This is a genomic window from Methanosarcina sp. (assembly GCF_035390745.1).
Classification (GTDB): Archaea; Halobacteriota; Methanosarcinia; order Methanosarcinales; family Methanosarcinaceae; genus Methanosarcina.
In genome coordinates, this window is the sequence record NZ_DAOOUJ010000041.1 from 1 (window position 1) to 21,191 (window position 21,191).

Sequence of the window (21,191 nt, forward strand, 5' to 3'; positions counted from 1 at the left end):
AAACAATCTACGGCAAGTGTGGATACCTATCGGTCAAATGGGAGTTTAGAAAATTTGAAAATGGACGGCAAAACCCTTTACTTACTGAGAAAACACTTCATTTATACGGGAATCCGCGTTTTCATTTGAAATTAATCAGGTGCCTCCGCCTTCTTGGCTGGAGGCTCTTCACAGAAGAGATAAAAAATATAAATTTAGATAGGCTGGAGCATGAAAATGATACCAGAAATAGATTTAAAGTAAACTGTGTCAATAAATCCAGTCCTCATGCCTGACAGGTAACTGATTCAGCTTATCCCTGAAGAATTGCCATTTTGGCATGTACTGGTCCATCAGTGAAATAAAGCGAGAATTGTGTGTCGGCTCCAGCAGATGAGCCATTTCATGCACGACTGTGTATTCGAGGCATTCTTCTGGTTTCCTGGCAAGTTCGGTATTGAGCCTGATGTTGCGTGCTTTGTGGTTACAGCTTCCCCATTTTGTTTTCATCCGCTGTACAAAGAACCGATTTACCTTCACGCCCAGCAGCAGTTCCCACTTAGCAATTAAAGGTGGCACAGCTTTCTTGAGCTGCTCGCGATACCAGGAATCAATAATATCCTTCTTCTTTTTATCATCGGTTCCAGGACGTACCCGAAGAACCATTTTGTTATGTTTTAATTCGACCGAAGGTGCTTCATCAACTTCGACCACCCTGAGCAAATAGCGTTTCCCCCATACGTAATGGCTTTCAAGATCCAGGTACTCACGCGGAGTTTCACGTTCCTGTTCCTGGAACTTTTTCTGCTGCTTTTTGATCCAGCCCAGCCTGGAGATAGCGAATACGCGAATAGTATCCATATCCATTCGCAGGGGAGCAGATATTTTGACTCTTCCATTGGGCGGATACACACTCAGGTGAATGTTTTTGATATCCTTGAGCACTACGTCTACAGTGATATCCCCGAGTTCAATCTTCCTGGTCATCAGTATTCCTTTTGTGCCTTGATGATTATGAAGATACGGTTCACTTCTTCAACTTCATGCAAGATATCGTACAGGGCTTGTTTGATTACCTGTTCACGGGGTTCAACACCGCGCCAGTCATCGGACTTGACCCTTTTTACGGTTTCGTCGATCTTCAATGCGAGGTCAAGAACCTGATCTTTGTGAACGATGTATTCGCCGCTCTCTTTAGCCAGATCTGAATATTTCCCGTTGCTTTGCAGGTTGTTGTACAGCGCCCTCAGTGCAGGGCTTGTCTTAAGCACTTCGAGGATATCGTCTTCATGCCCGGCTTCCACCTGCTTTACCAGATCAGCAATCCGTTTTAAGTATTCTTCATATTCGATGGCTTTCGCCTTCCTGGCAGCGATTATTTCATCCAGCAGAGCTGACATTTTCTCATAGTAGGCCGGGTCGTTCAGGTGATCTTTGATAATTTTGCTTCGGACATTGTTCTCGATAATCTCTGCGACAGCGTTTTTGTTTCCTTGCAGTCCGCCGAGCCGGGTTACGATAGCTTTGTCAATGCCTGTTTTTACTATCATTTCGAGCAGAGGTATGTCATCAAAGGACGAGACTTTTCTGGGCTCGGCTGCCTCAATATAAGTGTCTATGAGATGACGCATGTCTGCTTCGTAAGCTTTCAGGTCGAGGCTTTCTCCACTGGCTTTGCGGATAATCTCGCGGATATTCAGGTAGTGTTCCAGCAACTGCTTAATGCGGGCAATTTCTGAACTGCTGTATCCGGCAGATTCCAGTTCGTCTGCAATGTTGGCATAGGCACGGACAAGTGACGCAGTGGCTTTGTAAAGGGCAGCACGCTGCGTTTCATGTTCCTGGAGGTCAGTTGGGATTTCAGTATTGCCGCAGAAATAGTGGATGTATTCAAGTTCGCCTTTTGGCGGCTCGACAGGTTCGCAGAGCAGAGCCAGAGCTTCAAGGGCATTATCAAGGCGTTCCCTACCTTTTTTAAGGCGGTTCTGCATCAAAACTTCCGGATCGGCACCTCCTGAGCTGCGGTCAAGTTCAGAAGAGTAGACCTGAAGTGCTCCGGTCCCTTTGTCGTTGACCAGGTTTTTAAAAAGGTCTTTGTAGTCTACAATGTAACCGAAAACCTTGTCCTCACCGTCCAGCCGGTTAGTTCGGCAGATTGCCTGAAACAGACCGTGGTCCTGCATTGACTTGTCTATGTAAAGATAGGTACAGGGTGGAGCATCAAAACCGGTGAGAAGCTTGTCCACTACGATAAGCAGCTTCATGTTAGCCGGTTCTTTGACGAACAGAGACTTTGCTTTCTCTTCATAGGTCTCGGTCTTTGTCATACCGGGATTGGTTTCGATATCTTTGAGCAATTCCGTGTAGGTGTTGTAGATGAACTCTTTTTCTGTCTCGGTATTTGCGCCCGTATCTTCTTTTGTCACGTCCTGAGCCTGCGGGTTGTAAGAAGTTACCACGGCACATTTGCCTTTGAAAGGCGTTTTCTGGAAGAGGGTGAAGTACTTGCAGGCTTCGTAGATGCTTGATGCTACAAGAATAGCATTCCCGCGTTCGCTGGAAAGGCGGGGCTTTACGCTGAAATCAAAGATGATGTCGCTTACCACCCGATCCATGCGGGAACGTGAACTGAGCAGTTTCTGCATGGTGCCCCAGTGTTTCTTAAGCTCATCCTTCTGCCAGTCGTTGAGCCCTTTTGTTTTTGCTTCAAACCAGGCATCGATTTTTTGTTCAGAGCCGAGACGCTGGTCGATGTCACGTGCTTCATAAACAAGGTCGAGGACCACTTTATCTTCCACTGCCTCGCTGAATTTGTAGGTGTGGATATAGCCGCCGAAGACTTCCAGGCTGGTCTGTTTATCTTTTTTGAGAAGCGGCGTGCCTGTGAAGCCGATAAAGACTGCATTCGGCATGATCGCCTTCATTGCCCTGTGCAGTTTTCCGCTCTGGGTGCGGTGGCACTCGTCCACGAAAACAAAAACCTCGCCCACGGTTTTGCTGGGCTGGGATTCCAGATCCTTTATGAACGCATCAAAATTGTCAACACCCTTGCGCCCGAATTTGTGGATCAGAGAACAGAGGAGGCGCGGTTTAGGCTGGCTGAGCTGGCTCATCAGTTCGCGACCGCTGGTGGAGCGTTTGATATCCTCTCCTGCATCATTGAATATGCCTTCGATCTGTTTGTCGAGCTCGTCGCGGTCTGTGACAATAACCACGCGGGCGTTGGGGTTATTTTCCAGAATCCACTTGGCAAGGAGCACCATGACAATGCTTTTTCCGCTGCCCTGTGTGTGCCAGATAATACCTCCCCTGTGCTGCCGGACGTGTTTCTGTGCTGCTTTGATAGCGAAGTACTGGTGAAAGCGGGGGAGCTTTTTTATGCCGCCGTCAAAGAGTACGAAGTCGTGCATCAGCTCTATGAGCCGGTTTTTGCTGCACATCTTGAGAAGGTATTTGTCGAGCTTGAAGCGGCTGTTATCCTCTTCGTCTTCTTTCCATGTGAGGAAATATTTCTCCTGCGTGCCGATGGTGCCGTACTTCAAGCCTTCGGAATCGTTGCCTGCAAAGATGAACTGCACGGTGCTGAAGAACCATTCGTTAAAATCGTGCTGCTGGTTTGACAGGCTCTGGCGTATTCCGTCTTCTATGGTCACACGGCTGTTTTTCAGTTCAAGCACACCGACTGCGATGCCGTTCACGTAGAGCACGATATCGGGGCGGCGCTCTCTGTTTCCTCTGAGGGTTACTTCCTCGGCTATGGCAAAATCGTTCTTCTCCGGTTCCTGCCAGTTTATGAGCTGGACGCTTTCTGTGACCTTTCCTGCTTCGGTTTTCACGGGGACGCCGTAGCGCAGAAGGCTGTAGACTGCCTGATTGTTGTTGTAGAGGCTCCGGCTGTGGTTGTTCGCTTCGATGTCCAGCTTGTAGAGAGCAACGCCTATCTGGGTGGGAGTGTAGCCGCTTTTTGTCAGGTAGGCTTCGAGCAGCCCTTTTTCTATGTTGCTGTTTCCTTCACGGTCAATCCAGTTCCCGAGGTAGCGGTAGCCAAGCTCTTCATGAAAAAGAGAGATTATTCTGTCCTGAGTGGCGCGTTCGGACTTGCCCACACTCATTAATGTGCCTCCTGACCTATAATTTCCGTATTCACATATCGTTTGAAGTCATCAATTGTGGTGAAGCAGCGATACCCTGCCTGACTGGCAATGGCAACGATTTCAGCAGTTTCGTTCAACAGGACCGCGACAGGCTGGCTGAGTTCTTCCTGAATCCCATTGGGCCAAGCCAGATCAAAGACTGCTTTCTGTTCTCCCGTAACGGCATCGGAAAAGTCGTAAGCCAGTATGCCACGCGGGAGGCTTTGGCTATTAATCCAGTCATTTAGAGCTACCAGTTGTTCCTCTTCCTCTTCACTGGAGATTCCTCCACCGACAGCCAGTGTAGACTGAACAGATACTCTTGGTCCAGATAACCAGCGTGTGTCATTGTGGAGTAGTTCTTTCATGAGTCTGTTTGCCTCAGCTGCCAACAGCGACTTCCGAACTTCGAGAAATTCTAGGTAGTTCTCTATCTTCCATAACCTAGGGTCGGTAGGAATCCATTGGGAAGCAAGGGCTCCCGGGTGTGCTTTTTCTATCTCCCGGAAATACTGTTCTGGAAGACGGTCACCGATAACGAGATTAGTATCTTTTGTGAGGAAGCAGAAGTTACCCAGCGCATTAACTTCCGGGCGTTTAAATTTCCGTTTGTATAGTTGAGCCTTTGGGAATATGTGATGCACTTCCAGCTGGTTCCTCTTCCCTAGTAAGTTGGCTTTGAGTGTAAGGCCTGTACCCCAATCACGGGCTTCACCCATACGTGTTAGCATGTAGAGCACAGGGTAGAATCGGGCTCCAAGACTCCAGCTTGTGAAATGTTCTGGCTCTACCCTCAGTCCACCATGCCAGAGACGTAACTGCTCAAGCAGCTTATCCAGACCGCCATCTGGACCCTCCAGTGCTGCAAGGTCTTGGTCAATGAATCCCTCAGTAGATCCTGAGAAACGTCCCCACATTCCAGCTTGCACGAACCAGAATAGCAGCTTATCCCTCTCTTTCTCATCCATAGGACCACTGCGTTGGTCGAGGTATCTTACCATTACCGGCACACCAAAACGACCGAAAAATACTTGGTCGTGGTCTAGTCCAAGACGTCCACTAATCAAATTGAGGCATGTATCAATGTGCTTTGTGGCTCGCTTGAGGGCATCCTGAATTTCCTCAGCACTCTTATCGTGCAGGAACTGGAACTTTGCCTCGCCTGTCAGTACTGTGTTTACTGAGCGCAGCAACCAGTCAAGGTTGAAACAGTAACCGGCACTATCCCATTCTTTCAGTTTTGCCTTCATGGTATCGCGAGCTTCGGGCCACTCAGAGCATATTTTTGCTAGAGCTAGGTCACCCTTAGAAAGCTTAGTACCACCGCTGTTCACCCGGTTGAAGATATCGACAACTACATCAAGAGTCTTATCTGCCCCTGTGACCTCTTCTACATGCAGGTCTACTTCTTTTACGCTGAGCAGTCGGGCGAGCTTTCCCACATAGTCCCCGAATTTAGGCGCCAGTTCCGGCTGCTTACTTAAAGGTGCCACAAATTCACCCAGTCTAGTGTCAAGAACGTTTAGTTATTACCCAATATTAAGCTCAGAATCCTTATGCACTGACAGGAAACTGCCAAAGAATATGTGTAAGAATTAAATTGCCGTGACACTAGCCGTTCCCTTCTGCATCAGATCCGTAACATCAATCCACAGAGGGTCATCTTTCATTTTTACAGGCTGATAAAATGAAAAAGTTTCTGTTTCAAGATGAAAACGCAGTCCTGTGAAAGCCTGTGTATTGCCGTCGAAAAACTTGGGTGGCTTTCCCCTTACCACACCGTAAAGCGAAGTTATGCGCTGTTGCCCATCGAGCAGCAGTTTAACAACACCAGCTGCCAAAGGACCATCTCCACGATGGACTGCCGTTTTGGACTCGGTGGCCCATACCAGCAAGCCACCTATAGGATGACCACGGTAAAGTGAATCAAAAAGGCCACGTACCTGGTCACGGTTCCAAACATAACCACGCTGAAATTCGGGCAATGCCATGTGCCCGCTGTCTATATGGTCAAGAATAGTGGAGATTTTCATAGTTTCACTTCTTTTAAGATATCTTTTGGAACCCAGATCCAGCCTTCACTTGGGGGTACTGAACCTCTGGGAGCGATGAGTTGTTCTGGACTTTTAGAAAAAAGATAAGCTATAAGAGCACAGGTTAGTGCGTCCATTTTGTCCTTATTTTTAACTGGCTTATTTGCGACCTGCTGGCGCAAAGTTTCTATTGATCTGGAATTTTTGCAGGCTGCCGGATAGGCTTCAATTGCGGTAAGCAATTCTCCGTCACTCCACACACCACAGCTCTTTACCTCTGGCGCAAACTTGGCAAGGACATGAATGCCTTTGGTAGCCTGACTCCCAATCATATCTTTGATGGATGACAGGGGACTTAGACCGTGTTCAAACAGATAGCGTTCAGTCTGCCGGTAAAGGTAAGGGTTGGTATTGTAACTCCCTATCGGTTCTAAGAATTTCAAACCTGTTACAAGTTCTGTGAATCCAACAGAAAAGCCCAGTGGTGTATCTATGGATAGAGTAACGTGTTCAATATTTGCAGGGAAATTATCAGTGCATAAGGAGATCAGTTTACAGATGAATTCTTTTGAGTTCTTAGACTCGTTGATGGAAGTGCGAAGATTGCCACGCCACGGTTTTCCCACAATAATGAGTGCAGAGTCAAGAATCACTATTGCATCCTGACTATCTTTGTTTTTGTCGCAATTCCACCCGCCTACATCCCAGCCAATGAAGAAGGAATTGGCTTGTCCCTGACAACTCATACCAATCGAATCCTCCCTGTAAGCAGTTCCTGCATCATACCCTGCTTGATCTGTCGGGCTTTGGCAAGTTTTTCTTCCAGCGCGGTAATTTCAGAATCCATGTCGGAGAGGATGGATGCTATAGCGGTTTGTTCTTCAACTGATGGAACAGGCAGTGTAATTTTCGCAATATTTGCTTTGCTAATCCCAAAAACCTTGGTTCCTACTGCAAAAAACCGGAACTGCTGTTTTATATCACTAGTTTGAAAACAATATCGTCGGTACTGGTAATCCAGTTCTTTTGTCTTGCTCTTTGCAACTATAGTGTGCAGACCGGAAATGAAAGGGATTTTATCTTCGTTGAAGATGACAATATGCTTGCTTGCTCCTTCTTCGTCTTCAGATGCATCTACAAAGACAACGTCTCCACTCTCAAGCAATGAAGAAGGTGATACTTTTTTTAGAGAGATGTCAAGCTTTGGGATATCTTGTTTTTCCTTCTTGACATCGATAAAGGTCTTGTTTGATGTGTGGATGTCTCCATAATGGAGATAGCAATATCCTTCTATGGAAAGTTGATCTCTTGTAGCTGAAAGTCCTCCGCTGAAGTCAAACAGATCGCCAAGTAATTTCACTTCCCACTCTCCACTAAACCCCGGCAACCTTCTCTTCCCAGTCAACAACTCCTGCATGGCGCCCTGTTTGATCTGGCGTTTCTTGGCGATGAGCTGCTCAAGGGATTCGATGAGGGCATCTGTATCGGAGAGAGCTTCGGCGATGGATTCTTGTTCGGCTTTGGTGGGTGGGAGGGGAATCGGAAGTCTTTTTAGACTTTCCTGACTGATATTGGTGTTTGCACTCACCGAACTGCTACCGATGACTCTCTTGCGAAAACCCTCTTCATAAAAGCAATGTTTCTTAAAGTCAGTGTCGATAAACCCACCGTCGCGGAATCTGATGAGAAATCCTGAGTAAACAGTCCCATCCAAATCTTTCTCAACAACGACTGTTAGTCCAACCCCCGAAGGTTTCACCGATGATCGTACGAAAATCACATCACTACGCCGTAGATCATATACACTTTGCTCAAAGCTGGTACATTCGACGAGCCCAAGTTGTTCTTTTGATACGATAGAATTGACACCAAAAACGTCCATCAAGTTTACGAATGGAGAACCATGACCAAAAGCTTGGCTATCCTTGTTTAATCCATTCTTAAATTTGCCAATCTCACCAAGAACATAAACTTCCCAATCCTCCGGAATCACTCCCACCTCAGTCTTTTTGTAACCCGGTGGAATATTCTCGGCTCTGCACTCCGCACTCATAATTTGAACCCCATTCTCTCCAGGTGCCGGTTCACTTTTGCCTCCAGCTCAGCCACGCGGGCGGTCATCTGTGGCATCGGGGTTTCGTAGCGTTCCGCCAGCTCCTTCACACGCTGGGTAAGGGACTGGCTGATCCGGTCCATCTCGCCGTGAATGGCTTTATCCAGCGAAGAAAGCCATTTATCGTCCACAACCAGCGTCTTGACATCATCCTCAGTGAGTTTCGGATAATAGTGATAGGCTTTTGAGTCAAGCAGGGACTCGGCTTCCTTGAGGCGTTTCTTGAGATCCGCTTCCTTGTTTGCGAGTTTCAACCAGTCGTTAAGCACAGCAGCCTCTTCTTTTGCTTCCCTATCGCTTTTGATATCTTTCAAGCGTGCAGCGACATTTGCCTTATTCACCTTTTCAAGTTCCGAAAATGCACCTTCCTCGCCGCCCTGTTCCTCTTCAAGCTCGGTCATGCTGGCAGTAATGCTTTCCAGCTCAGCAGAAAGATTATCGATATCCTCCTGCTCTCTGGCGAAGTAACGGGCAACGATAAGCTCTTTTGGCACAAGGTCACACGTCCAGCCCCTGTCCTTCTCTTTTCCTTTCTTATCCTTCTCGACAATACGATAGGTCTCTGCCTTCCATCCCTCGTCAGCGATGAGGTAGCAGTCGTCCTGCATAGTCTCAGCCCAGTAGTCCATCAGGTGCTGATAAATATCGTACTGGTTGACGAGCGGCTTATCTGCATAATGGGCAAGCAGGTCTTCGGAAAGCCCTTCTATGATTTCCTTAGGGTGGCATCCGGGCTGCAACTGCCGGAGCATAGCAGAAGTCTTCGAACGCCAGGCAGCGAAATGTGCATTCATGCCGGCGGTAAAAGCTGCAAACTCGGGGTGCTCGTAAATGGTGGATTTGATAGCTGACTTGTCCACAGCAAGCTCAAGGTAGCCGGGACGAATCTCCTTGAACAGTGTCTGCCTGAGCTGTGGACATACATTCCAGTAACTCTGGAGGGCATCAATATCAGCACACAGGATTCCTCCATGCAGGTGTCCCTCAATATCCTGAAGGTCTTCAGCCTGCTGGCTGTCGATATAGCGTGGGAGGTTGAGGTTAAACTCGTTCTTCTCTATCTCCTCAAAACTGACCATCCGCGAGTATTTCGGGATCTCTGCCTGCCTTGTGAAAACGTCAACGATCCTGTGGATATCCTGGGCACGCAGGCGGTTTTTGGGACCGTCTTTCATGAAACCCGCGCTGGCATCGATCATAAAAATGCCCTTGCGGTTTTGAGCCTCTTCCTTATCAATAACAATAATACATGCAGGGATTCCGGTACCGTAGAAAAGATTGGCTGGCAGACCAATGATCCCCTTTATGTATCCCTTGCGTACGAGGGCACGCCGGATATCGGCTTCGGCATTTCCACGGAACAATACACCATGCGGCAGAATACATGCACCTTTGCCCGTGCTCTTTAGCGAACGGACAATATGCAGCAGATAAGCGTAATCTCCCTGCTTGGCAGGTGGAACCCCAAAGGGCTTGAAACGGTCGTAAGGATCTTTAAGAGGGTCCAGGCCAGTGCTCCAGCGCTTGTCGCTGAAAGGAGGATTGGCAACGACATAATCAAAGGTCTTGAGCGTTTCCCCATCTTTGAACTTGGGGTCTGTAAGAGTGTTCCCCTGCACGATAAGTGCTTCAGGGTTGTTGTGCAGGATCATGTTCATGCGGGCAAGCCCGGATGTCGTTGCATCTTTTTCCTGCCCGTAAAGGGTTATCTTGGTCCTTGCCTCGTCTGCGACCTTCAAAAGCAGCGAACCTGAGCCGCATGTAGGATCATAAGCCGTGGTGGAGCTTGTAGTATTTGCATAACGGATTCCGAGTATCTGTGCAATAACCCGGCTTACCTCGGCAGGAGTATAGAACTGACCTTTGCTTTTTCCGCTCTCGGTTGCGAAATGTCTCATAAGATATTCGTAGGCATCGCCCAGGATATCGTCACCTTCGGCACGGTTCTTCGAGAAATCAAGGGCAGGGTTCTCGAAAATAGCAATGAGGTTGGTAAGCCTGTCCACCATTTCCTTACCGCTGCCGAGCTTAGCAGAGTCGTTGAAGTCCGGCATGTCAGACAGCTTGTTGGCATTAACCAGCGGAGCAATTATTTTCTTATTGATCTGATCGCCGATATCCGGTTTGCCTTTGAGTGCAACCATATCCTTGAAGCTCGCACCCTGAGGGACGCTAATAGGTGCGAAAGGCATGTCAGCGTATTTGTCGCTTATGTATTTGATAAACAATAGAACGAGTACGTAGTCCTTGTACTGGCTGGCATCCATTCCGCCGCGAAGTTCATCGCAGCTGGACCATAGAGAAGAATAAAGTTCGGATTTTTTTAGAGCCATTTCATACCACCAGTGAATGTTTACTTCGAGACGATCGGCTGAACACGAAACAGAACCTTTTCAGATTGAAAATGTTGTTAACCAATTTCAGGTAGTTTGGGACAATGCTGATATTATGTTCTTTGCATTCTGAATCCCATGCGCGGGCTGAAATGTGTTTTCCGTTTTGGTTCATGCCTTCTCATCTTCTTATTATAGTAACTATCCAACGATGACAGTTAAAATTAATAAATGTGTTCATTTCACTGAAGGCAATTCTGATTTGCAAAGCAAAAAGGACTACGAAAAAAGGCTTAATAAACACCTGATGTCATTTTCAAATAATGTTTAATTCCGCTTTTTTAGCAAATCTGAATCTTTTTCGCTTTTTATTTACAGGCTTCATCTTCTTTTTGCCTTTTGGAAAACCCGCTCCCTTTTGTTGAGCGTGAAAAGAACTTTAAGCATTACATCAAGCTTCACAGATCAGAAAATTATCTTCTTATCCGTGATAAGGGAGTAAAATTCACATTGTATCTGAAACCTCCTCCAGCTTGTCTGGCGGCTCTTCACAAAACTCGAAATAAGTTAAAGGACAAGAAGTAAAAAGGAGAAAAAACGCACATGATATTCTTCGAATAACATGCCCAAAGAATGAAAGTACTTGAGAGTACTTTCATGCTAAAGAAAAAGAAGTTTGAGAAAGAAAAAAGCAAAAAAAGCAGACAGGATTCTTATTTACAATTTTCTCCTTTTGATAGAGCTATTATTTGCCAATTCTCTTCTATTTTGTCTTTTTGAGACTGGCCGCTCTCCTTCGTCGAGTGGAACAAGAATGACCCGGTATAGCTAATGAAGTTGCATGGTTCAGAAGATTTACAGCTTTTTCCTCAATTAGTCTTTGGAGCAAAGCTCACTCTATAAATTTTAAAGTAGTCCTCTTAAGCGAGCAAAACGAGTACTCTAATCCATAAATTAGTCCTCTTGAGCGAGCGAAGCGAATATTCTAAACCAAAAATTAGTCCTCTTGAGGGAGCGAAGCGACCGAAAAGGACCTCGTGCTTCCGACGCGAAACTCGGAAAGGACACCGCCCTCCCGAGGCGGAACTCGGGTGGCGCAACTCGGGTGGCGCAACTCGGGTGGCGCAACTCGGGTGGGATAGATTTAAATTGAAAAAAACGAGATATATCAACATGCATACTGTGGAAGAAAGAGAAGATTTATTTCGCAAAGTTTCTTCCTTTCTGAAAAAACATGGAGCGACTAAAGTATCTGTTTTTGGGTCCTATGTTAGGGGAGAAGAGAAGCCAGAAAGTGACATTGACGTCCTGGTTGAGTTTGCTGAACGTAAAAGCCTGCTCACTCTGGTGAATATAGAACTGGAGCTTTCTGACTATTTGGGAATAAAAGTCGATTTGCTTACTGAGAAATCGATAAGTCCTTACCTGATTGATGGAATTAAAAAAGAAGCCCGAGTGATCTCTGAATGAAAAAGGATGACAGAGTTTATATCAGTCACATCCTTCAGTCGATCTCCTTATTGAGAAATACACAGAAAACCTTTCCGAAGAAGAGTTTCTATCAAACAGCCTTTTTCAGGATGCAACTATAAGGCAAATTCAGATAATTGGTGAAGCTACTAAAAACCTATCAAAGCCTCTGAGAGATAAGTATCCTCAGGTCCACTGGAGAGGAATAGCAGGCATGAGAGACAAATTGATCCACAATTATTTCGGTGTGGACATCAATGCTGTCTGGGATACCATAAAAGAGGATATTCCTGCTCTCAAAAAAATAGTCTTGGTAATTATCCAGGATTTTGATGGAAACATTTAATTTGTCTTCCGAGACGCAAATATATTGAGGCGTGATTCGCGGAAATCATAACTCAAGGTTCAAGATTTTCAAAGCTCTTTACTTTTTTATCGCTTATTCTCAATATTCAAAAACAGCCTCAATAAATGGCTCTGCCAGTTTCAGTACCTCTTCTCTAAAGGCAGGCAGATTCTCAAAAACAGCCGAATTTTGCCCTTTCAAAAGCTCCTGCTTTATTCTCCTGCCCACGATATCATCGCTACCCGGAGCCAGTTTGAGGATAATCGAACCCTGTAAGGCTTTTGTCTTACATACAACATTATCACAGTCCCCGTCTGTGATTCCAATTATCGGGATTCCAAGCCTGTAGAGAATATCTCCTGCTATGGCTGTGGTATCGTCTCCAACTGTAACTGCAAGTTCAGCCCCTGCAGCAAGTTCATAGGATTTTTCGGCGGCGTGGTCTATAAGCACGACTTTTCCTGTTCCTGACCCGGAAAGAGAAATTGATTTTCGGGCGCTGAAATTATCATTTCTGGCAGCCGGGAGTAAGGAGCTGCTTCTCCGAATATCCCCACTTTTTATCCAGGCTCCGGAAAGGTCAATCGGGTCCCTTTTTTCATAGTTATGGAGTTTTTCAAGCCCGTGTTCCTTTATTTCTCCGCCTTCAATTGCAGTAATGAAGCCGTTTTCGGAGATTATCCTTATTTTCAAAGACAGGGCTTTTCCGATAACAATCCCGTTTACAAAAATATTTTCTCCCGGAAGAACTCCTGAGATTTCGCGTATTATCCGGGTTTTTCCGGTTTTAGAGCAGGTTTCTATGGAAACAGGGTTACAAAAATCCAGGGGTTTTTCGGCAGGAATCCCGAGGGTTCTCGAGAGTATCTCTATGCAGTTTTCAGCTCTTTTGTTCAGGGGTATGAGCCTGCCGAAAGAGCAACCTGGACTTTCGATCTGGATCAATGGCTTCTTTTCAGGGTTTTTCAGGCGGGAAGCGACCTTTGACCCGAAAATTCTGCCGGTTTCCAGAGTTTTTCCTCTGTTCAGCAGGCAAATAAGGTCTGATGTTTCAAAAAAGAACTCTATGCAGGCGCTTGGCTTGAGATGCCTGGTAGTATCTATGACATTTTCAAGCCCGGCATCAAGTACAGCTGTTTTTCCCATGGTCCCTCCAAGCTCTGCTTTTACTTCGCCGAGGAGGGATAGCTTTTCTAAAACTATTTTCGCTTCTCCCGAATCGATTACTTCGGGTCCGTGGATTACAAGGCTGATTTTCATTTTCACCTGATTTTTACCAAATACACATGTGAACTAAATAATATGACCCATTACTACAGTCAGTATTTTTCTTATGTCTTCTTTCAAACGTATTTTTTTTCTTATACATCACTCATCCCTGTATTTTATGCTAACTATCCGAGAATTATCGAAAATTACATTATGCATTGTTACGTTTTGACAAAAGACGATTGATTGTGAGGAAGAGAAATGACTGATGTAAAGATTACCTGGCTTGGACATGCTGCTTTTTTGTTCGAAGCCGAAAAGAAACTCCTTATCGACCCTTTCATTTCAGAAAACCCGAAAGCTCCGTGCAGTCCCGAAGACCTTGACCCGGATATAATAGCTGTAACCCACGGGCACCGCGACCACCTGGGAGATACTATAGCTATCGGTGCACGGACAGGCTGCAGGATTATTTCTATCCATGAGCTTGCAAACTACATAAAATCAAAAGGGGTCTTTGCCGAAGGCATGAACAAGGGAGGCACGATAGAGGTGGAAGGTATAACCCTTACCATGACTCATGCACTTCATTCTTCTTCAATTGACGCTTCAGGTTTCAGTTTCGATGGGGGCAGCCCGGCAGGTTTTGTGATCGGCATAGGAGGGCATTCCATTTATCATTCCGGAGATACGGGAGTTTTCGGGGATATGCAGCTAATCAGAGAACTTTACGAACCAGAAATCGCCCTGCTGCCCATAGGGGACAGGTTTACCATGGGGATAAAGGAAGCTGTAAAAGCTGTTGAACTGATCAGGCCTGAGATTGTTGTGCCGATGCATTATAACACATTTGATGTCATCAAACAGGATCCTGAAGATTTCAGAAAAGCTGTGGAAGCAAAGGTCGACACGAAAGTAATTATTTTAGAACCCGGGGAATCGATAGAAATTTGATATTTTACTCTGTTTTTTGTGGTAAAAAAGGATACAGAGTCAATCATATTGTACAGAACTTTCGGTACACTACCGAATACAGTTTTAAAAGAGCAAATTTAAATCGTATTTTACACATACTTTTCTATTGTTCACCTGTACAGTTTTATATAATCAATACGAAATCACCGGCATAAACATGACGACAAATATAAAAAAGATTCCACTTGCATTTGGAAACGGGATTTCTGAGCTGAATATTCCTGAAAAAAACTTTTTCAGCCTGATTCTGCCTTCGGAGCCTGAAAAAAAGGATGATGAAACTCTTCTAATTCGGAAAGCTCTCAAGAACCCGATAAAAAGTAAGAGACTATCCGGGATTGTAAACCCGGAATCCAGAATTGCAATAATTGTAAGCGATATCACAAGACCCACTCCTACCGCAAAGATTCTGCCTCCTCTACTTAAAGAGCTTTACCTCGGCGGAGCAAGGGATGAGAACATTACCATCGTATTTGCTCTCGGGCTTCACCGTCAGCAGACAGAAGAAGAGTGCAGAAAGCTTCTGGGGAATGAAATTTCCAGAAATATAAGGTTTGTCCAGCACGACAGGAATAGATGTATTCATATAGGGGAGACAAGTTTCGGGACTCCAGTTGAAATATTTGAAGAAGTTTTGAATGCAGATCTGATAATCAGCACCGGGACAGTGGAATTTCATTATTACGCAGGTTACGGCGGCGGAGGAAAGTCTATCCTTCCGGGGGTCAGTTCGGAAAAAGCTGTACTTTCATTCCACAGCCATTATAGCAAACTATTCGAAGGTGAACCTCTTTCGGGCAGAGCCGACAGTCCTGCAAGGAAAGATATCGAAGAGGCCGCAGGGATTGCAGGTCTTCGCTTTATCCTGAACGTTGTAATCAATAGCAGGAAAGAAATTATTGCTGCCGTTGCTGGAGATTTCATCCAGGCTCACAGGGAAGGAGCGAAATATGTAGATTCCATGTACAAAGTAAAGGTTGAGCCTGCAGATGCGGTCATCGTTTCCTGTGGTGGTTTCCCTAAAGATATCAACCTCTACCAGGCAACAAAGGCTCTGGAAAATGCTGTCCCTGCAGTAAAAACAGGAGGCTCAATAGTACTCGTGGCCGAATGTGCGGAAGGAATAGGAAACCAGGTATACGAGTGCTGGAACAGAGAGTGCAGGAGCCCTGATGATGCTATAGAACGCTTCAAGAACTTCTTTGAGTTTGGAGGGCACAAGAGTGCCATAGTTGCAAAAACTGCAAAACAGTTCAAACTCTATATTGTTTCAAAACTTTCCGAGGAAGAAAGCAGAAAAGCCTTCTTTATCCCTGCAAAAAGTGTACAGGAAGCCCTTGAAAATATTCTTGCAGAGAACCCCGAGGCAAAGGTTCACATAATTCCCGATGGAGGGTGGACCCTGCCTGTCCGGAAATGAGAAAACAGGCAAGTAAAACCGTGAAAAGACATAGACCGCTAAAGTTTGAGCTGTTTTTTCGACTGAAGTTTGAAGCGGAATTTTAATTTCAATATTGTTCACCTGTATAGTTTATATATAATCAATGCAAAATCAGCGGCACGAACATGACGACAAATATAAAAAAGATTCCACTTGCGTTCGGAAACGGGGTTTCTGAACTGGATATACCGGAGAAAAATATATCCAGCATAATACTTCCATCGGAGCCCGATAAAAAGGAGGAGAGCGCTCTCTTAATCAAAAAAGCGCTCGAGAATCCTGTAAAAAGTAAGAGACTTTCCGAGATTGTAAACCCTGATTCCAGAATTGGAATTATTGTAAGTGATGTTACAAGACCCACTCCTACAGCAAAAATTCTTCCTCCCTTACTCGAAGAGCTTTACCTTGGAGGAGCAAAGGACGAGAACATTACCATTATATTTGCTCTCGGGCTTCACCGCCAGCAAACTGAAGAAGAATCAAAGAAACTTGTTGGGGAAGATATCTACAAAAAAATCCGCTGCATCCAGCACGATACTTCCAGATGCAGAAGGATAGGAGTAACCAGCCGGGGCACTCCAATTGAGATCTTCGAAGAGGTTCTCGATGCTGATTTTGTTATTGGTACGGGAGGAATCGAGTTCCATTACTATGCAGGGTACAGCGGGGGTGCAAAGTCCGTACTTCCCGGAGTAAGCTCTGAAGAGGCTGTGCTTACCAACCACAAAATGATGATAGAAGAAAATGCGGTTTCCGGAAGGGTTGACAGTCCTGTCAGGCAGGATATGGAGGAGGCTGCAAAGGTCTTTGGCCTTAAATTCATTCTTAATGTCGTGCTTGACAGCAAAAAAGAAATCGTTGCTGCAGTTGCAGGTGATTTTATTGCTGCCCACAGGAAAGGGGTCGAGATTGTGGATGCCATGTATAAAGTGCCCGTGGAACCTGCAGATGCTGTTATTGTTTCCTGCGGAGGCTACCCCAAAGACATCAATCTCTACCAGGCAAACAAATCTCTGGATAATGCAACCCAGGCTGTAAAGGAAGGCGGCTCGATTATCCTTGTAGCCGAATGTGCCGAGGGGATAGGAAATCAGGTTTATGAGTGCTGGAATAAGGAATGCAAAACTCCGGAAGAAGCGATAGAGCGTTTCAAGCACTGCTTCGAGTTTGGAGGACACAAGAGTGCAATTGTCGCACTGGCTGCAAAGAAATTCAAGCTTTACCTTGTTTCAAAGCTTCCCGAAGAAAAAGCCAGAGCCGCGTACTTTACTCCCATGAAAAGCGTGCAGGAAGCACTATCTGCAGTCCTTTCGGAAAAACCTGAAGCAAAGATTCACCTGATGCCTCATGGAGGGCAGACCCTTCCCGTAAAAAAGTAAATCAAGAAAAGTAGACGCATAAAAATGCGCCTGATTCTTAAATGAAAAAGACTTAAACGCCTGCCGATTCTACAGTCTTGTGTGACGCGGACTCTGATTTTTCCTCTTCTTCGTCTTCAAACCTTCTCCTGAAAGCTTTTTTAAGGAATTCAGGCGAAAAACGGGGTGTCATAAGGCTTACTGCGACCAGGGCAACGAGAGATAATGGAGTTGCAATCAGAATAGGGTCTACAAGCGGCCAGGTGCCTGCAAGTAAAGTTTCTTTACCAAAGATTGCCTGGCAGATCCCGAGAGGAATCGCTTCTTTTGCGTGGACAAAAGTCAGCCAGAAGAGGCTGCTTAAAGATCCTATTACAAGGCTTGCAGTTGCTCCGGCTTTTGTGGTGCGCTTCCAGAAAAGTGCTCCGATAAACAGGGGCAGGAAAGCAGCCGTACACAAACCCATGAACATTGCAGTAGCCCTTGCAATAATACTTCCTGGAAGGATATATGCCAGAACGATAGCTACCAGGATGGTAAAGGCAATACCTAATCTTGTAACATGGACTGTAGCTGTTGACTTGCCTTTCATGATACTCTGCTGGTAGACATCATAACCTATGGCAGTACCCATAGTATGGAACTGGGCGGCTGCAGTAGACATTGCAGCTGAAAGCAGGCTGAGCATGAAGAGCGCTACAAACATTTCAGGCATGGCATGGTTCAGGAATGTTGGCATTATAAGGTCAGTGTTTCCGTCAGGAACTGCCTGAAGGGCAATAATGCCTGAAGTCTTGTAGAAGTATACATTTGAGAGGGCTCCTATAGTATATGCGACTCCTACCATCATCAGGAGGAAAGGACCGCCCACAGCTACTGCTCTTTTCAGGGAAACGTCATTTTTTACAGTCATAAACCTGACTGCAAGCTGAGGCTGTGCAAGTACTCCGATACCTACTCCCATTATGATTGTGGAAACCATTGTCCACCAGATAGGAGAGCCAAATGCCGGCATAGCAGTCCAGCCCCTGTGCCCCTGGTCTGCAAGGGCTTGAGGGACAAGGTTTGCCATATTGGTAAGGGCCAGATGGGCTTCGGTAACTCCTCCAAGCATACTGTAAGTGTAGATAAGCAGAAAGCCCATTCCGAATAACATAAGGACAGCCTGGAAAGCGTCCACATACATGACTGAGAGAAGGCCTCCTTTAATCACGTAAGAGGCAATAATAATTGTAAAGATAATAAGAGCAATATTGTAGTTGACCCCAAGAGTTGTTTCAAGGAATCTTCCGGCTCCTATGATAACGCTTGCAGCGTAAAGAGGCATGAAAATACCGAGAAGAAGCCCGGAATATGTCTGAATGAACTTTGACTGGAATCGTTTTCCTATAAATTCAGGATATGTTATAGCTCCCAGGTTCAGCCCCATGCGCCTTGTTGGAGGGCCAAAGACAACAAAAGCGATAAAGATTCCAAAAAAGATGTTCATAAAAACAAGCCACAAAAGTCCCATTCCTAAAGATGCAGCTACCCCTCCGAATCCTATGATTGCAGAAGTGCTTATAAAAGCAGCTCCGTAGGAAAGAGCCATAATTGCAGGATGCACCCCTCGGCCTGCGAGCATATACCCATCTGTCTTGGAATTTTTTTTGTATCCCAGGTAGGCAACATAAAAGGTGGCTGCAAGATATATGATGACAAAGAAGATAAGAGTTAAAGTACTAACTGCCATAAAAATCATTCCTGAATGATCATAACTGCTTTTTTCCGCAGGCAATTAAAAAAACCGCTTAAGCGGAAAATCCAGTTCCAGCAATGTTGAGTTTACTGGTCCTGAACCTCCGGTTTTTTAACACTGCTCTTTACCGGCTGATCTTCTTCGCTTCTCCAGTGAAAAGCTCCGTAAATCAGGCACCCGAGTGCGCTGAGTATACTGGCAATGTACGCAAGCCAGATCTGTGGATCCTCGATTCCTAACACTAACATATACTACCACCTGTCTTTAGTTACCTGCTATCAGCTAACATGACACTTGCTAACACAGTACATTACAGTTTTTTGTTATTTAAATATGTTGAGCCGAATAAATTTTACAGTGAAGTGAACTCTATAAAAAGAGGAGGTTTTTCTGAATCTTCGGATCTCTTCTTTTTTTGCAACCGGTTTTGATGTATGCTCTTTTCTCGCACGCACACATCATTTATCAGCCCTGCCGTCCAGGAAAAACAATAACTAATCTATCAAAGTATCAGGAGAACACCCTGATAAAAACACTTTCGCCTGCTCAAAAAAAGCTTCCTCTGATATGAAACTGTTTTTAGCTTTAGATCAAAGCATTTATAAGTAAATTCATAAGTTTTTCTGTTGACTGGCTAAAAAAGAAACATAAGATATAGGCAAGAAAAAATATTTCATAAGATCAAATTAAAGGAAACCCCTTTCGGGGCTTGTTATTGCATTATGGTTCATTATTGCTTTAAGAACGATTTCTCAGGAAATCATCTATGCGTGCACTCGCTAATTTCCCCGCTGAGATCCTCTTTAAGCATAATGATAGCTTTCTCAAAGTCATCAGTCTGGCCAAGTACCCACATAAGCTTTACAAGGGCGGTTTCGGGAAGAGTATCTTCTCCTTCAATTGCACCTGCTTTCAGCATATCCCTGCCTGTATCGTAAACGCGGTCGCAGATTCTTCCGTTAAGGCACTGGGATGTAACTATAACAGGCATTTTTGCGTCCACAGCTTTCCGGATAAAAGGAATCCATTTTGTGGAAACGTGCCCGAGCCCTGTACCCTCTATGACCAGCCCTTTATATCCGTTATTCCTGTAATAGTCAAGGACTGCCGGGTCTGCTCCTGGAGTGAACTTCACAAGGGCGCATTTCGGTTCCATTCCGGGCTTGAATTTGAGGGACTTTTCTCCGCGTCTGGTATAATCAATAAAAGTTTCTATTTCTCCTGTGCCGTAATCCACAGTCCCTACAGGAAGAGAATTCAGGGACTTGAATGCGTCCCTGCGGGAAGTGTGCATTTTCCTTACTTTTGTTCCGCGGTGGATCTCACAGAAATCGTCCGAGCTTGTCCCGTGCATAACCACCACAACTTCGGCAATATCGCTTATGGCGACCTTTGCTGCACAGATCGCATTCATTGCATTATCGCTGCTGGGGCGGTCTGCACTTCTCTGGGAACCCACAAACACGATAGGCACCGGAGTTTCTATCATAAAGGAAAGGGCTGCTGCAGAGTACATCATTGTGTCCGTACCGTGAGTGATGATTATTCCATCAGCTCCGGCTTCGATCTCCTCGACAACCGCTTTCGCCAGGTTTTGCCAGGAATCCGGGTCCATATTTTCAGAAAGGATGCTTGAAATTACCCTGCCTTTGAAATCTGCAATTTCTTTCAGTTCCGGGATTGCAGCAAGGATATCGTCAGCAGTAAACTGGGACGTAACTGCGCCTGTCCTGTAGTCGATTTTGCTGGCAATTGTTCCGCCTGTGGAAAGGATCGAAATCTTTGGGAGTCCGGGCTTTGAAACTTTTTCTTTTTTTGCTCTGGACTCTTTTTGTCTTTTTCCTCCTCCATTGTCTCCATTTTCAGCTTCTCCGTTATTTTCCAGAGGAGTTATCTTTACTTTATCTATAGAAAAACCAGCGTTATAACCGCTCTTCATTTTGATTGTGATATATCCTTCCATGGACGGCATTACTTTACCTTCGTAGACAGTGCCGTTCTTCTCAATGCGTACCCGATCGCCCTGTTTGAATTCCATAAATAATCCCTTTTCCGCTGAGGTA

At 45.4% G+C, this 21,191-nt stretch carries 16 protein-coding genes; 5 read left to right on the forward strand and 11 right to left on the reverse strand.

The window, feature by feature from the left end:
• Positions 1 to 249 precede the first annotated feature (249 nt).
• From PLL47_RS10040 to PLL47_RS10070, 7 genes are all read right to left on the reverse strand, one after another.
• Positions 250 to 966: a M48 family metallopeptidase gene (locus tag PLL47_RS10040; protein WP_324446062.1), complete on the reverse strand. Its 717-nt coding sequence runs from the start codon at positions 964 to 966 to the stop codon at positions 250 to 252.
• Positions 966 to 4,091, reverse strand: a complete 3,126-nt coding sequence (locus PLL47_RS10045; RefSeq protein ID WP_324446063.1) for a type I restriction endonuclease subunit R — start codon at positions 4,089 to 4,091, stop codon at positions 966 to 968. The genes PLL47_RS10040 and PLL47_RS10045 overlap by 1 nt, the downstream gene beginning before the upstream one ends.
• Positions 4,091 to 5,554, reverse strand: a complete 1,464-nt coding sequence (locus tag PLL47_RS10050; protein WP_324446064.1) for a hypothetical protein — start codon at positions 5,552 to 5,554, stop codon at positions 4,091 to 4,093. Before PLL47_RS10050 ends, PLL47_RS10045 begins: the two co-directional genes overlap by 1 nt.
• A 153-nt stretch (positions 5,555 to 5,707) precedes the next feature.
• Complete coding sequence (locus PLL47_RS10055; RefSeq protein WP_324446065.1) at positions 5,708 to 6,145, reverse strand: DUF262 domain-containing protein; 438 nt, start codon at positions 6,143 to 6,145, stop codon at positions 5,708 to 5,710.
• Entirely contained in the window at positions 6,142 to 6,891 is a 750-nt protein-coding gene (locus PLL47_RS10060) for a hypothetical protein (RefSeq protein WP_324446066.1), read from the reverse strand. The genes PLL47_RS10055 and PLL47_RS10060 overlap by 4 nt, the downstream gene beginning before the upstream one ends.
• On the reverse strand, positions 6,888 to 8,198 hold the full coding sequence (locus tag PLL47_RS10065; protein ID WP_324446067.1) for a restriction endonuclease subunit S: 1,311 nt from the start codon (positions 8,196 to 8,198) through the stop codon (positions 6,888 to 6,890). The genes PLL47_RS10060 and PLL47_RS10065 overlap by 4 nt, the downstream gene beginning before the upstream one ends.
• On the reverse strand, positions 8,195 to 10,591 hold the full coding sequence (locus PLL47_RS10070) for a type I restriction-modification system subunit M (protein ID WP_324446068.1): 2,397 nt from the start codon (positions 10,589 to 10,591) through the stop codon (positions 8,195 to 8,197). Before PLL47_RS10070 ends, PLL47_RS10065 begins: the two co-directional genes overlap by 4 nt.
• A gap of 1,173 nt (positions 10,592 to 11,764) precedes the next feature.
• Here PLL47_RS10070 and PLL47_RS10075 point away from each other — a divergent pair.
• Positions 11,765 to 12,061 carry a nucleotidyltransferase family protein gene (locus tag PLL47_RS10075; RefSeq protein WP_324446069.1) on the forward strand — a complete coding sequence of 99 codons (297 nt, stop codon included), beginning with the start codon at positions 11,765 to 11,767 and terminating at the stop codon, positions 12,059 to 12,061.
• Between the two features lie 49 nt (positions 12,062 to 12,110).
• A complete protein-coding gene (locus tag PLL47_RS10080) occupies positions 12,111 to 12,407 on the forward strand; it encodes a HepT-like ribonuclease domain-containing protein (RefSeq protein WP_324446084.1) in 297 nt (98 codons plus the stop codon).
• Positions 12,408 to 12,506: 99 nt separating this feature from the next.
• Here the strand turns inward: PLL47_RS10080 and PLL47_RS10085 are convergent, their stop codons facing one another.
• The gene (locus PLL47_RS10085; protein ID WP_324446070.1) at positions 12,507 to 13,667 is read right to left on the reverse strand and encodes a DUF2117 family protein; all 1,161 of its coding nucleotides are present in this window, start codon (positions 13,665 to 13,667) and stop codon (positions 12,507 to 12,509) included.
• A 210-nt stretch (positions 13,668 to 13,877) separates the two neighbouring features.
• Here PLL47_RS10085 and PLL47_RS10090 point away from each other — a divergent pair, with 210 nt between their 5' ends.
• The 3 genes from PLL47_RS10090 to larAH6 (PLL47_RS10100) all read left to right on the forward strand — a co-directional run bounded on the left by PLL47_RS10090 (position 13,878) and on the right by larAH6 (PLL47_RS10100) (position 17,411).
• Positions 13,878 to 14,570: a metal-dependent hydrolase gene (locus PLL47_RS10090; protein ID WP_324446071.1), complete on the forward strand. Its 693-nt coding sequence runs from the start codon at positions 13,878 to 13,880 to the stop codon at positions 14,568 to 14,570.
• Positions 14,571 to 14,748: 178 nt separating this feature from the next.
• Positions 14,749 to 16,011: a nickel-dependent malate racemase, LarAH6 family gene (larAH6, locus tag PLL47_RS10095; RefSeq protein ID WP_324446072.1), complete on the forward strand. Its 1,263-nt coding sequence runs from the start codon at positions 14,749 to 14,751 to the stop codon at positions 16,009 to 16,011.
• Positions 16,012 to 16,157: 146 nt separating this feature from the next.
• Positions 16,158 to 17,411 (forward strand): nickel-dependent malate racemase, LarAH6 family, encoded by a 1,254-nt coding sequence (gene larAH6, locus PLL47_RS10100; RefSeq protein ID WP_324446073.1) that lies wholly within the window; start codon positions 16,158 to 16,160, stop codon positions 17,409 to 17,411.
• A gap of 52 nt (positions 17,412 to 17,463) precedes the next feature.
• Here larAH6 (PLL47_RS10100) and PLL47_RS10105 read toward each other — a convergent pair whose 3' ends face one another.
• From PLL47_RS10105 to gatD, 3 genes are all read right to left on the reverse strand, one after another.
• Entirely contained in the window at positions 17,464 to 19,122 is a 1,659-nt protein-coding gene (locus PLL47_RS10105) for a sodium:solute symporter family protein (RefSeq protein ID WP_324446074.1), read from the reverse strand.
• 92 nt (positions 19,123 to 19,214) lie between these two features.
• The gene (locus PLL47_RS10110) at positions 19,215 to 19,376 is read right to left on the reverse strand and encodes a symporter small accessory protein (protein ID WP_324446075.1); all 162 of its coding nucleotides are present in this window, start codon (positions 19,374 to 19,376) and stop codon (positions 19,215 to 19,217) included.
• Between the two features lie 512 nt (positions 19,377 to 19,888).
• Positions 19,889 to 21,166, reverse strand: coding sequence for a Glu-tRNA(Gln) amidotransferase subunit GatD (gene gatD, locus PLL47_RS10115; RefSeq protein ID WP_324446076.1), 1,278 nt, complete (start codon positions 21,164 to 21,166; stop codon positions 19,889 to 19,891).
• Between the last annotated feature and the right edge of the window lie 25 nt (positions 21,167 to 21,191).